General features: G+C 72.7%; 10 protein-coding genes. All 10 read right to left on the reverse strand.

The annotated features are described in order from the left end of the window. On the reverse strand, positions 1-352 hold a 352-nt coding region (locus ACWGPF_RS03500), incomplete at its 3' end, for an FAD-dependent oxidoreductase (protein WP_452331499.1). Then, positions 349-1,221, reverse strand: coding sequence for a phytoene/squalene synthase family protein (locus tag ACWGPF_RS03505; RefSeq protein ID WP_452331500.1), 873 nt, complete (start codon positions 1,219-1,221; stop codon positions 349-351). The genes ACWGPF_RS03500 and ACWGPF_RS03505, both read right to left, overlap by 4 nt. Next, positions 1,218-2,267 carry a polyprenyl synthetase family protein gene (locus tag ACWGPF_RS03510; RefSeq protein WP_452331501.1) on the reverse strand — a complete coding sequence of 350 codons (1,050 nt, stop codon included), beginning with the start codon at positions 2,265-2,267 and terminating at the stop codon, positions 1,218-1,220. Before ACWGPF_RS03510 ends, ACWGPF_RS03505 begins: the two co-directional genes overlap by 4 nt. Beyond that, entirely contained in the window at positions 2,264-2,812 is a 549-nt protein-coding gene (idi, locus tag ACWGPF_RS03515; RefSeq protein WP_452331502.1) for an isopentenyl-diphosphate Delta-isomerase, read from the reverse strand. Before idi ends, ACWGPF_RS03510 begins: the two co-directional genes overlap by 4 nt. A gap of 149 nt (positions 2,813-2,961) precedes the next feature. After that, entirely contained in the window at positions 2,962-5,019 is a 2,058-nt protein-coding gene (locus ACWGPF_RS03520) for an acyl-CoA dehydrogenase family protein (RefSeq protein ID WP_452331503.1), read from the reverse strand. Positions 5,020-5,417: 398 nt separating this feature from the next. Continuing rightward, complete coding sequence (locus ACWGPF_RS03525) at positions 5,418-6,572, reverse strand: hypothetical protein (protein ID WP_452331504.1); 1,155 nt, start codon at positions 6,570-6,572, stop codon at positions 5,418-5,420. Next, positions 6,569-7,300, reverse strand: a complete 732-nt coding sequence (locus tag ACWGPF_RS03530) for a DUF5819 family protein (protein ID WP_452331505.1) — start codon at positions 7,298-7,300, stop codon at positions 6,569-6,571. Before ACWGPF_RS03530 ends, ACWGPF_RS03525 begins: the two co-directional genes overlap by 4 nt. A gap of 3 nt (positions 7,301-7,303) precedes the next feature. Next, positions 7,304-8,482 (reverse strand): HTTM domain-containing protein, encoded by a 1,179-nt coding sequence (locus ACWGPF_RS03535; protein WP_452331506.1) that lies wholly within the window; start codon positions 8,480-8,482, stop codon positions 7,304-7,306. Then, entirely contained in the window at positions 8,479-9,231 is a 753-nt protein-coding gene (locus ACWGPF_RS03540; RefSeq protein WP_452331507.1) for a DUF5819 family protein, read from the reverse strand. The genes ACWGPF_RS03535 and ACWGPF_RS03540 overlap by 4 nt, the downstream gene beginning before the upstream one ends. Before the next feature lie 147 nt (positions 9,232-9,378). Beyond that, on the reverse strand, positions 9,379-12,801 hold the full coding sequence (locus tag ACWGPF_RS03545; RefSeq protein ID WP_452331508.1) for a choice-of-anchor G family protein: 3,423 nt from the start codon (positions 12,799-12,801) through the stop codon (positions 9,379-9,381). Positions 12,802-12,906: the final 105 nt, after the last annotated feature.

Here is a 12,906-nt window from a genome sequence, read left to right on the forward strand (position 1 = left end):
CCTGCGCCCCCGCCCCGGGGGGGGCGGCGCCCGCCCCGGGGGGCCTCGTCCCCGGGGGCGGCCCCCCCCACCACCACCCGGGGGGCGGGGGGGCGCCCGCCAGGGGGCCCCCCCCCACGGCCGATGAGGTGCCGAGGAGGCGGAAGAAGTGGTCGAACACCTCCGGCATGAGGTACCACGACGGCCCCGTGTCGAACGTGTAGCCGTGCGCGCGCCAGCGGCCGGCGCGGCCACCGAGCTCGGTCCGCGCTTCGACGAGCTCGACGTCGTGCCCCTCGCGTGCGAGGAGGGCCGCCGTGGCGAGCCCCGAGATGCCGCCGCCGATGACGACGACGCGACGCTGTGCGGTCATGCCGGCACCCTCCCCATCGCGGCGGATGCGAGGATCCGCAGCTTCTCCGCGCGCGGGACCGACACGCGGCGTCGGCGCAGCTCCGCGGCGGGCGTCGCCCGCAGCCGCGCGTTGAGCCGGCCGAACAGGCCGGCGGCGGCCGCGGTCGCGCGGCGTCCCCCCGGGGGCAGGCGCACGATGGCCGTGCGCGCGACCGCGAGGTCGGCATCGATCTCCTCCACGACCGCGATCTTGTCGTCGTCCGTGAACCGCGCGGGGTCGACACCGGGAAGGTACGTGCGACCGAGGCGGTCGCAGTCGTCGGCGAGGTCGCGCAGGAAGTTCACCTTCTGGAACGCCGCTCCCAGCCGGCGCGCCCCCTCCTCGAGCTCGTCGTCGAGGCGGATGCCCCGCCCCTCGCCCGCGAACGCGCGCAGGCACATGGAGCCCACGACCTCGGCCGAGCCGTGGATGTACGACCGGTAGGCGGCGTCGTCGAATGCGGCGACGCCGTCGGCGTCGACCCGCATCGACGCGAAGAACGGCCGCACGAGCGCGGCGTCGATGCCCGTCTCGCGCGCCGTGACGGCGAAGGCGTGCACGACGAGGTTGGCGCTGAAGCCGCTGGACATCGCCGCGAGCGTCTCCGCCTCCAGCCGGTCGACGAGCTCGCGCTTGCGGGTGACCGCGAGCCCCGCCTCCTCGGCGGGGCCGTCGACGATCTCGTCCGCGACGCGGACCAGGGCGTACACGTCGGCCACGTGCGTGCGCACCTCGCGGGGCAGCAGCCGGCTGGCCATCCCGAACGACGTCGAGTACGCGCCGATGACGCGCGCCGACGACGCCCTCGCCGTGCGCGTGTACAGGTCGAGGCCGGTCGAGGCCGTCATGCGTCCCGCTCCGCGCACAGCCGCGCAAGCTCGCCGAGCTCTGCGGCGAGCGGGGCGGGGAGACCCGCCGCGCGGATGCCCGCCTCGACCTGTTCGCGCTGCTCCACGATGAGGCGCTCGATCTCTCCTGCCGCGCCGGATGCGACCAGCGCGGCGCGCAGGCGGTCGGCGTCGTCGGACTCGAGGGCGCGACGTCCGAAGAGGTGCTCGACCGCGCGCCAGGCGGGGTGCTCCGCAGCGAAGGCGATGAGGAGCGTCCGCTTGCCCTCCCGCAGGTCGCCCATCGCGGTCTTGCCGGTGCGGTGCTCCACGCCGAAGACGCCGAGGACGTCGTCTCGGAGCTGGTAGAGGAAGCCGAGGTCGGCGCCGATGCGGTCGAGCGCCGCGTCGAGATCGGCGCCTCCTCCTGCGAGCGCCGCGCCCGTGCGCAGCGGCGCCGAGAACGAGTAGGCGGCGGTCTTCTGCTCCATCATGCGCGCGATGTCGGCCGAGCGCGCCTCGACGGCGCCGAGCGCGAAGCCGACGTCGGCGTGCTCGCCGGCCGCCGTCTGCAGCAGGCACTCGTCGACGATCTCGTGGATGTCCGCGCGTGCGGGCGAATCGATCCCGGCGAGCAGCGTGTGCACCCCGCTCAGGAGGAGGTCGCCGGCGAGGAGGCCCGACGCCTCGCCCCACGCGGTCGCCGCATCCGACCCGAGTCCCGCATCGAGCGCGGCGGCCGCGAACTCGCCGGCGAGGTTCGGCCGGCCGCGGCGCACGAGGTCGCCGTCGAGGACGTCGTCGTGCAGGAGGAGGGCCGTGTGGAGGATCTCGAAGGCCGCAGCCGCGACGGCGGCCGAGCGGTGGTCGTCTCCGCCGAGCGCGTCGTGGGCGGCGAGCACGAGGCGGGGGCGCACCCGCTTGCCGCCCTGGGCCGATGCCGCGACCCGCCGCCACAGGAGCGCGCTCTGACCGCCGAGCGCCTCGGCGCGTGCGATGCGGGTCGCGAAGAACCCGTCGAGCACGGAGTCGACGGCGTCACGTCGGGTGAGCTCGCTCATGGTCATGTCACCGTCTCCCGCCGGGCCGTCGCCTCGGACAGCTCACGTGCCTGCAGCACGAGCCACGGGCTGAACGCCCACGGGGTCGCGGCGAGCGCCGCGGCGAGGTCGTCGGGGTGCACCCACTCGAGGTCCATCACCTCGTCGGGATCGGGGCGGACGGGCCCTGCGGCGACGGCGGTGTAGACGGGGCAGATCTCGTTCTCGACGATGCCCGAGGCGTCGACAGCGCGGTAGCGGAAGTCGGGGAGGACGAGTCGCAGGTCGCGCAGCTCGAGGCCGAGCTCATCGCGGCCGCGCCGGGCGACGGCGTCGGGGACGGGCTCGAACGGCTGCGGATGACCGCAGAACGCGTTCGTCCACGTGCCGGGCCACGCCTTCTTCCCGAGCGCGCGACGCGTGAGGAGGAGGCGCCCCTCGTCGTCGCGCACATGGCAGGAGAAGGCGAGGTGGAGCGGAGTCGACGCGTGGTGCACCGTCGCCTTGTCCGCGACGCCGGCAGGGGCGCCGTCCTCGTCGAGAAGCACCACGCGCTCCGAGATCCGCTGCATATGGCTCTCCTTTCTTGTTGCTATCCAAGCTAGCTACTAGGAGCCCTAATTTCCACTCCGTTCCCTGACACGCCGACGGGGCCCCGGTCGGATGACCGGGGCCTCGTCGGCGCTGCCGATGCACGTTCGCCACCACAGCAGCGCTGAGGTCAACGGGAGGGCTTGCGCTCCCGCACGGGGGCGTCCCCGCTCGCGGCGAGGGCGGCGACGTAGGCGGCGGCCTCGTCCTGCCGGTCCTGCTCGGCGCCCGAGGCGAGGGGGGCGCGGACGTGCTCGGGCGCGAACCCGAAGGCGTCGACGAGATCCTGTGCGTGCGGGCGCAGCCGCGCGCACAGCCGGTCGATGTAGCGGGAGACCGCGGCGGCGCGCTGCGTCGAGAGCCGCCCGTTCAGCAGATGCCACGCGAGGTGCTTCTCGATGAGGCCGAGGCCGAACAGGTCACGCAGCCACGTCAGCACCTGGCGCGTTCCGGCGTCGTCGACGCGGTCGAGGGCATCGGTGAACGCCTCCCACTGCAGCAGCTCACCGTGAGCGCGCGCCGCCTCGAGCAGCTCGACCTGGTTCTCGTCGAAGAGCGCAGCGGCATCGGCTGGCGACATCTTCGCGGAGGGCCGCAGGCGCGTCGCGACGTCGGCGACCATCCGCTGCACCCGCTCGGTCAGGAGCTGCTGCTGGTCGTCGGCGCGCAGTCCGTGCTCGACCGAGCGCGCGGTCGAGCCGAGATCGGCGAACGCCTGGCCGAGCTGGCGAAGGCCCGCGCCGTGGAAGATCTTGTCCGCCGTCTCACCCACCGCGAACGCCGCAAGCGCGCGGGCGTCCTTCCCCTTGAACTGCGCGGCGTAGTCGCCCAGGAGGCGCTTGCCGACGAGCTGCAGCAGCACGTTGTTGTCTCCTTCGAACGTCACGTAGACGTCGAGGTCCTGGTGGAGCGTGACGAGTCGGTTTTCGGCGAGGTAGCCCGCGCCGCCGCACGCCTCGCGGCTCTCCTGGATGGTCGCGAGCGCGTGCCAGGTCGATAGCGGCTTGAGCGCTGCCGCGAGCGTCTCGAGGTCCTGCCTGTTGTCGTCGGTGTCGGCCGTCCCTCCGAAGACGCCGTCGAACTTGACGAGCAGCTCGTCATGCGCGAACGCCTGCGCGTAGGTCGTCGCGAGGAGCGGGAGCAGCCGTCGGCGGTGCTTGGCGTAGTCGAGGAGCACGGTCTCGCCGGCTCCGTTGTCGAACTGCCGACGCTGGTTGCCGTAGGTGATGGCGATCTTGAGGGCCAGGCCGGATGCCCAGGTCGCCGCACCGTCGAGGGAGACGCGACCCTGCACGAGCGCGCCGAGCATCGTGAAGAAGCGGCGCCCTGGGCTCGCGATGGGGCTGGAGTACGTGCCGTCGGCCGCGACGTCGCCGTAGCGGTTGAGCAGGTTCTCGCGCGGCACGCGCACCCGGTCGAAGTGCAGACGGCCGTTGTCGACGCCGTTGAGGCCGCCCTTGACGCCGTCGTCCTGTCCTCCGACGCCCGGAAGGAAGACGCCGTTCGCGTCGCGGATGGGCACGAAGAAGCAGTGCACGCCGTAGTTCACGCCGCGCGAGATGAGCTGCGCGAACACCGTCGCGGCCGTCGCGTGCACGGCGGCGTTGCCGAGGTAGTCCTTCCACGCGCCTCGGAACGGCGTGTGGATGACGAACTCCTCCGTCTCGGGGTCGTAGGTCGCGGTCGTGCCGATGGCGGCGACGTCCGATCCGTGCCCCGTCTCGGTCATGGCGAACGCGCCGAGGATGCGGAGGTCCATGATGTCGCGCAGCCAGCGGTCGTGATGGGCCTTCGTGCCGAGCTGGTAGACGGCGCTGCCGAAGAGCCCCCACTGCACGCCCGACTTGATCTGCAGGCTCGGGTCGGCCAGCACGAGCTCCTCGAAGCCGGCGAGGTTGCCGCCGTTCGTGGCCATGCCGCCGTACTCGACGGGGTAGGCGCGCCCGCCGGCACCGTGCTGCGCGAGGAGCCGGGTCTGGTCGAGCACGCGCTCGCGATGCGCGTGGTGGCTGAGCCCGTCGATGCGCCAGAACGCGGAGTCCGCGATCATCTCGCGCGCCTCGAGGCGGATGTCCTTCCACGTCCCGAGCAGGAGGTCGGTGACGGCGGGCACGTCGATGCGCGCATCGGTGCCGGCGGCGGAGGTGCGGGAGGCGGACGGGGCAGTGCTGACGGCGGTGTCGACCATGACGCTCACGCTAGGCCGCGGCCACGGCTGCCGACGGATGTTTGTCCACGCGGCACAGCGCCGGCGCGGCTCGCGCCGGGGCCGGGTTGTCCGGCGGAGACAGTCGGACTCCCGGCGCCGGCGCCCACTCGCCAGTGCGGATGTGCGCCTCACGGCCCCCGCACGCACTCGCCAGTGCGGATGTGGGCCTCACGACACCCGCACGCACTCGCCAGTGCGGATGTAGGCCTCACGACACCCGCACGCACTCGCCTGTGCGGATGTGGGCCAGCCGTCCACTCGCCTGTGCGGATGTAGGCGTATCGGGCGCTTCTGACCCACATCCGCACTGGCGAAGCCAGCCGGCGAAGCCAGCCGTCGCCGCCTGAGGCCGTCGCCGCCAGCCGTCGCCGCCGGCGTCAGAGGCCGGCCGACTCGCGGCGCGCGCGCCGTGACGTCGGCACGGGTGCGGCGGCGGGCTCCTCCGCCACGAGCGCCGCCGTGGCCGCAGGCCGGGAGCTGCCCGCAGGTGCGGCGTCGCCCCCTCCGCTCGCGCGCCACAGCGCAGCCGCCCCGCGCCCGAAGGCGGAGTAGGCGTCGTCGGGCACGAACACGGCGATCGTCGCCAGCACCGCGAGCGCGTACCAGGGCAGCGCCATCGCGACTCCCACGACGGCGAGCGACACGGTCGCGAGCGCGATCGCGAGGGGGCGGGTCGCGGCCGACAGCAGCAGGAACGGGAACGCCACCTGCAGCAGGAGGAGTCCCCACGTCGCGACCATGACACCAGGAGCCCACGCCGTGAGCACGTCACTCAGCCACGGCGACGTCTGGAACAGCGGCGTGTTCAGGAACGCGGCGATCGCCGTCCCGTCGCGCCAGGCGGCGCCGCCGGCCTGATGCAGCCCCGCTGCCGTCGACAGCAGGCAGAGCTGCGCGGCGATCAGCACGACAGCGAGGTTGTGCACGGTGTTCGCGAGCCAGGCCGGGGCGAAGGGCTCGCCCTGCACGATGCGCACGAGACGCGACGGCCCGGAGGGGGCGATCGCCCGCCGCCGCTCGTCGAGCGAGAGCCGTGCGCCCGAGTCCGCGAACGCGAGCCACAGCAGCGCGATGCGGAGGGGATCGTCGGCGGGAGCGGCCGCCGTCGGGCCGAACCCGGCGAGCACCGTCAGCACGACGACGAGGACCGGCACGGCGATGCGGGTGCGCCATCCGACGAGCGCGGCGGCCCCGGCGACGCCGCCGAGCAGGAAGAGCAGCGCGAGCGGCGCGTCGCCGAGGAACGGATCGCCCGCCCACGCCGAGGCAGCACCGCGCGCGTACCCGCGGCTCGCGATGTCGGTGAGGAGCGTGCCGATGCCCGCGACGGCGAGCAGGATGCGCGCGACGGCGAGCCCGGTCAGGGCGTGCCGGCGGTCGACGAGCCAGGCCTCGCCGGCCGCGAACACCTCTCCCGCGATGCGGGCGAGACCCGCGATGAGGAGCGCCGCCCCGCGTCCGGTGAACCGCCCGAGAACGCGCAGCACGCCGAGCACGCGCGCTGATCCGGTCGCGCTGTCCGCGGCGGTCATCCGCACACCTTCTCGGGAGCGCCGCAGAACGCGTCGGCGAACGCCGCGGGGTCCTGCCCCGCGCGCACGACGAGTCCGCGCCATCCGATCTCGCTCGCGACACCCGCCCCCGTGCTCGCTGCCTGGTCGCCGCGATCCGCGGCGGAGGGCTCGGTCGTCACGTGGACCTGCACGCGGGCGACGTCGTCCCCCCACACGGCCGCTGCCACCTGCGTGGCATACGCCGTGAGCGTCTCGTCCGCCTCGAGGTAGACGCGGGCCGCATCGTCCTCACCGAGCCCGTCGGCGAGCCGGGAGTCCCAGCCGTCTCGGAACCAGTTGAGCGCCGCCGTCTGGCGCTGCGCGTCGGAGAGCGCCAGCCACGCGTCGAGGAGATCCCGCCCTGCCGAAGCCGCGAGCCCCGCCGATCGCGGCACCGCGACGCCGCCCGCCATCGACAGCTCGACCTCCGATGCCGCGACCCATCCGGTGATCTCGGCCGTCTCGTCCTCGCCGGCCGCGAGCGCGGCGCGCACATCGACGCGGACGGGATCGCCCGCCGCGGCGAAGGCCGCGGCGTCCTGGTCGAACAGGGGCTGGATGGACGACGCGAGGATGCCTCCCGGCACCGCGTCGCGCTCAGGGGCTGCGGGTGCGGCCCAGAGGAAGGTCGTGAGGATGTGCCAGGCGGCGAACGCCGTGAGCACGGCGACGACGGTGCGGCGGAGGGTGCGCGGGTGCGGTCGCATGGTTCAGCGAGCGACCCGGATCTTCTTGGTCGATGTCGCCGGCCCGAGCACCGGAGCGGCGGCGTCCGCGTCGTCGACGGGCCGGTCATCCGCCGCCGGGTCGCCGACGGGCTCCGTGAGGGTGGAGGGGTCTTTCGCGAAGGCGCGCCGGACCGTCCGCGCGAGGTGCTGCCACGACCGGTCGCGGATGAAGATGAAGTCGATGCCGATCATGGCGAGCGAGAACCAGGGCAGGCCCATGAGCACGCCGATGCCGACGTGGAAGCTCATGATGCCGATGAGGGCGATGATGCGAGTCGGACGCGTGAGGAGCATGAAGGGGAACGCGATCTGGAGGATGATCGACCCCCAGCTCGCGATCGTCACCATCGGGCCCCACGCCGTGACGAGGTCGCTGAGCACCGGCCAGGTGCCGAACCGCTCGGTCATGAGCGGCGCGTAGACGGCGAATCCCCCCGACCACGGGTCGCCCCCGGCCTTGTACAGGCCCCCCGAGACGTAGACGAACACGACCTGCGCGGTCATCGCGACGAGCACGAGGTTGTGCAGCAGGTTGCTGATCTCCACGGGCAGGATGGTCCGGAACCCCGTCTTCGCACGTCTTCGCGCGTCGAGCGACCACCGCGCAGCCGGGTCCGCGAAGAGCAGGAGCAGCAGGACGATCCGGTACATGTTGTCGCCCTGGTCGCCCACGGCGTCGTTCATCTCGATGAAGCTCACCCAGAGGACGAAGTAGACCGGGAGCACGATCTTCACGCGCCATCCGATCGTCACCATGACGGCGAGCGCGAGGAGCCCCAGATAGAGCAGCGTGAACAGCGTGTCGTCGAGGCGGACCGCGTCGAACAGGCCGAACAGCCAGATCTTCGGGAAGTCGCTCACCGGCTCGGCCGCCTCGCCGTTCCAGGCCGAGCCCGAGCCGAACGTGTAGAGACGCGTGGAGAAGTTCGACAGCAGCAGGCCGACGCCCGTGAGGCCGAACAGCATGCGGGTGACAGCGAGGCCGTAGAGCGACTTCTTCGAGTCGAGCAGCCAGGACTCGCCGAACAGCCACGCGCGGCGGACGACGTCCCCCAGCGCGCGAAGGAGCTCGGCGACGAGCGTCGCGACGGCGCGGGGCGCGCGGGCGAGGAGGCCGCCCGCCTCGCTGAGGAGGGCGGAGGGGGCGCGGCGGGCGCTCATCCGGAGATCCTCTCCCACTGGGCGCGGAAGACGTCGGCGAACGCCTCCTGCGACTGCCCTTCCTCGACGACGAGACCGCGCCATCCGGTCGGCGAGTACTGGACGGCCGGACGCTCGACCTCCGGGTCGTGTCGGTCGGCGAAGGGGATGACGTTCTGGCGGGTGGCCTGGAACTGCACGCGCTCGACGTCGTCGCCCCAGATCGCGAGGGCCACCTGGGTCGCGTAGGCGGTCGCCCGGTGCTCCTGTGCGACATAGTCGGACACGACCTGGGGGTCGTCGCCGTAGGCGTTCATCGCCTCGGTCATGCGCGCCTCCCAGTCGTCCTTGAAGTAGTTGAGCTCGGCCACGCCCTGCTGCTCCTCGTCGAGGTCGGCCCAGGCGCCCTTGAACTGGCTGGACACGTCCATCGCCTGGATGCCCGCCCGCGGGGTGAAGAGGTTGTAGCGGATCATCGACAGCTCGACGTCGGAGGCGCTCACCCACTCCGTCTCCTCGCCGTCGACGATCGCGCGCACCTCGAAGCGGTAGTCGCCGTTGATGGGCTCGGGCGCGAACACGCTCCACGACTGGCCGAAGATCGGGAGCATGTAGCCGGAGAGCGCCTTCTGCGGCACGACCTCGCGCAGCGGCGACCAGGGCGCGATCCAGAGGAACGACGCGAACACGTGCCCCGCCGTGAAGAGCACGGCGACGATCATGACGACGCGGGTGTACACGCGCCGACGGGGAACGGTCTTCTCTGGCACGTCGCTCTCTCTTCGCACGGACTGGGGTTCCTGCGAACCGAGTGTGCCCCGGTGAGTTCATCACCGGGGCACAGTCGGTATTTCAGAAGGCTACCGGGTGCTCCGGGCGGTCGCCCGCCCGGAGCACCGGGTGTCTCGCGTCTGGGATCAGACGCCGGCTCCGCGTCGGCGGATGGCGAGCCAGATGGCCGCACCGCCGAAGAGCATCGCCGCCGCGAGGGCACCGAGCTGGAGCGTGGTGTCGCCGCCCGTCGGCGCGAGCGCGCCGGCCTTGGCGTAGACCTCGAAGGTGGCGTCGACAGCGCCCGACTCGGCGCCCACGAGCTCGACGCGGTGGTCGCCGAGCGGCGTCCCGTTCGCGATCGTCCACGTGAAGAGCACGTCGCCGTTCGCGTCGGCCACCTGCGTGCCGAGGTCGGTGGGCGTCGAGTACTGGGTACCCGTCACCGTCTCGCCCGGCTCGAAGCCGTGACCGTACGCGATCTGGACCTGCCCGGCGGTGCGGCGCTCGTGCTCCAGCTCGATCGAGAGCTGGACGCCGTCGGCGCTCGAGCTCGCGTTCGCATCGGCCGACGCCGAGGCCTCGCTGTCCGAAGCCGAGTCACTGTCTGCCGTCGCGGCGCTGTCGGCCGCAGCGGAGCTGTCCGCGTCGGCCGTGGCCGTCGCCGTGGCGGCGCTGTCCGCAGCAGCCGTGGCCGTCGCGTCCGTGTCAGCCGTGGCCGTCGCCGTCGCGTCAGCCGTGGCCGTCGCATCTGCGGTCGCCGTCGCCGTGGCGGCGCTGTCCGCAGCAGCCGTGGCCGTCGCGTCCGTGTCAGCCGTCGCCGTCGCGTCCGTGTCAGCCGTCGCCGTCGCATCCGCGTCAGCCGTCGCGTCCGCGTCAGCCGTAGCCGTGGCCGTGGCCGTGGCCGTGGCCGTGGCGTCCGCCGTAGCCGTTGCATCCGCGTCAGCCGTCGCCGTCGCGTCCGCGTCAGCCGTGGCCGTCGCATCCGCCGTCGCCGTCGCGTCCGCGTCCGCGTTCGCCGCGGCCTCGGCCGAGGCGTCCGTCGACGAGTCCGCGTTCGACGCCGCAGCCGCAGCAGCCGACGCGTTCGCGTTCGCCGCCGAGGTCGCATCCGCCTGCGAGTCGGCCTCAGCCGACGACTGCGCCGCAGCCTGAGCCGCCGCCGTCGTGTCGGTGTCCGCCGTCGTCGACGCATCGCTCGACGCATCCGCCGTCGCCGCAGCCTCGGCAGCCGACGCCGCCGTCGCATCCGCCGCAGCCGACGCATCCGTCTCAGCGTCCGCCAGCGCAGCAGCCTGAGCGGCCACCTGAGCCGACGCGTTCGACTCGTCATCCGCGTTCGCCGAAGCCGACGCCGACGCCGACGCGTTCACATCCGCATCCGCGGCGCTCGCCTCGGTGATGTCGAACGTGTCGGTGGCCGGCGTGTCGGACACCTCTCCCGTGGCGATCACCACGACACCGGTCTCCGCGGCGGCGTCACCGGGGACGTCGTACTCGAAGGGCACGAGGACGCCGTCCTCATCGGCCGTGGTGGTTCCCACGTCCACGCCGTCGATGTTGATGGCGACCGTCTCGAGCGGCTCGAAGCCCTCACCCGTGATGGTGACCGTCTCCCCGGGCTCCACCGAGCCCGGGTCCGCCGAGATCGAGGTCTCGTACTCGACGACCGCCTCGGTCAGCGCGCGCACCGAAGACGAGGCGAGCGACAGGTCGACAACGCCGCTGAGCACGTTGACGTTCACAGCGTTGACGGTGAAGTCGTTCTCGCCCGTCAGGTACGGAGTCGGCTGGTGGTTCAGCGTGATCGCGAGGACACCCGAGAGGCCGTCGACGAGGCCGTCGACCGCGCCGAGCAGCTGGCTCAGGATCGGGTCGAGCGCCAGGTCGAGCGGGCCGCCGTCGACGTCGTCGAGCAGGCTCGCGAGCGTGCTGGTGAGCGTCGGGACGATCGTCGCGAGCGTCGTGTTCACGGTCGACTCGAGCAGAGGGTCGATCGCGCCGGTGAGCGTCGAGGTGACGTCGCCGAGCAGCTCGCCGAGCAGCGGGTTGTCGCCGACGAGCGTGACCTGCGTGTCGACCACCGCCGCCGGCGTGCCGGCGAGCAGGCCGCCGAACGGCACGAGCACGTCGGCCGAGACCTCAGCGACGGACGAGCCGACGAGCGTGTCGACGATCGGCGAGAGCACGAGGTCGAGCACTCCCGCGAGCGAACCGACCGTCGAGCCGAGCAGCTGGTCGATCGGGATGAGGCCGCCGAGCGAGAGCACGTCGAGGAGGCCGTTGACGAGATCGGCGACCGCGCCGAGGCCGAGGGCGGAGAGGAGGTCGAGGACCTCGCTGACCGTCTGGCCCGAGAGGATGTCGGAGACGGCGTCGGTGACGAGGCCCTCGTCGGTCGCGAGCGTGACGGCGAGGTCGACCTGGACGTTCACCGTCGCCGACGACAGCGCGGCCGTGACGGTCTCGAGGAGTCCGTCGACGATGCTGTCGAGGATGTCGGTGAGCTCGTCGGTGACGCCCGCGAGGACCGTGTCGCTGAGCAGCGGCGTGTTCGCGGGGAGGTTGTTGAGGCCGCCCTCGTGCAGCTGCGCGAGGTCGATGTCGATGGATCCGTCGGCGAAGACCGTGACGGCGTCCCCGCCGAGCCCCTCCGCGGGGATGAGCGAGTCGACGATGCCGGCGAGCGCCGCGTCGACACCGTCGACCGAGACGGTGGTCCCGGTCGTGTCCACCTCGAGGAGAGGCAGGTCGAGGGCTCCGAGCCCGCCCACGATCCCGTCCACGACGCCCTGCGAGCCGACGACCCCGTCGAGGGTCGTGCCGAGGCCGCCGAGCGTGTCGTCGATCGTCGTGAGCAGCTGGCCGACGAGCGGGCTGTGGAGTCGGATGTGCGAGCCGGCGATGGCGTACTCGCCGGGAACCGCGTCGTCGCCCGTCGAGATGACGCCGCCGTCGGTCACCTCGGCGATCGAGGCGAGTGCGCCGAGGGTGAGCGAGGCCTCGTCGAGGATCGTGTCCGTGAGGCCGTCGACGCCGATCGACGCGAAGAGCTCCGTGAGGTCGAGTTCGGCGGCGTCGGTCGTCGAGCCGAGAACCGCGTCGAGGTCGACGACGCCGTTCTGCCCGATGGTCGACGTCTCCGCGCGCGACGACGTGGCGTCGGCCGATGTGCCCTGCGTGAAGGCCGCCCCGAGGTCGCCCAGGTCGAGGAGCTCGAGCAGCGGGATGTTGAGGGTTCCCAGGTCGGCGTCGAGCGCCTGATCGAGGAGCTCGGCTTCGAGCGTCCCCTGGTTCGGCCCGGGGGCGGCGCTGAACGCGCTCTGCGCGTACACGACATCCGCGAGGTCGATGCCCGCGAGGTCGCCGGACAGGATGGCCGCGAGCGCCTCGGACTGCTCCGCCGAGTAGTCCGCGTCGAGCGCGTTCGCCGCCCCCGTCGTGTTCAGGTTGCCGGCGTACGCGACGCCCGCTGCGACGAGGCTGGCTGTGGCCAGCGTCGCGATCGGGGCAAGCCTTCGCTTGCCCGTGCGAGGCGCGGTCCGCGCGCTCGCGGTTGACTCATTCATGGGTCTCCTCTTGCTGGGGTATCGGAGAACGCCATGCACTGGGCACCCCCCGGGCACGTTCGCGCACGCACGTCGAATCTGAGTATTGCGTTATACCGGACAACT

The organism is Microbacterium sp. NPDC055683 (genome assembly GCF_053617895.1).

Excerpts from the sequence above, each read along its gene's own strand:
- idi (WP_452331502.1), bottom strand. The coding sequence starts at position 2,812 with ATGCAGCGGATCTCGGAGCGCGTGGTGCTTCTCGACGAGGACGGCGCC.
- ACWGPF_RS03535 (WP_452331506.1), bottom strand. The coding sequence starts at position 8,482 with ATGAGCGCCCGCCGCGCCCCCTCCGCCCTCCTCAGCGAGGCGGGCGGC.
- ACWGPF_RS03530 (WP_452331505.1), bottom strand. The coding sequence starts at position 7,300 with ATGCGACCGCACCCGCGCACCCTCCGCCGCACCGTCGTCGCCGTGCTC.
- ACWGPF_RS03505 (WP_452331500.1), bottom strand. The coding sequence starts at position 1,221 with ATGACGGCCTCGACCGGCCTCGACCTGTACACGCGCACGGCGAGGGCG.
- ACWGPF_RS03545 (WP_452331508.1), bottom strand. The coding sequence starts at position 12,801 with ATGAATGAGTCAACCGCGAGCGCGCGGACCGCGCCTCGCACGGGCAAG.
- ACWGPF_RS03510 (WP_452331501.1), bottom strand. The coding sequence starts at position 2,267 with ATGACCATGAGCGAGCTCACCCGACGTGACGCCGTCGACTCCGTGCTC.
- ACWGPF_RS03525 (WP_452331504.1), bottom strand. The coding sequence starts at position 6,572 with ATGACCGCCGCGGACAGCGCGACCGGATCAGCGCGCGTGCTCGGCGTG.
- ACWGPF_RS03520 (WP_452331503.1), bottom strand. The coding sequence starts at position 5,019 with ATGGTCGACACCGCCGTCAGCACTGCCCCGTCCGCCTCCCGCACCTCC.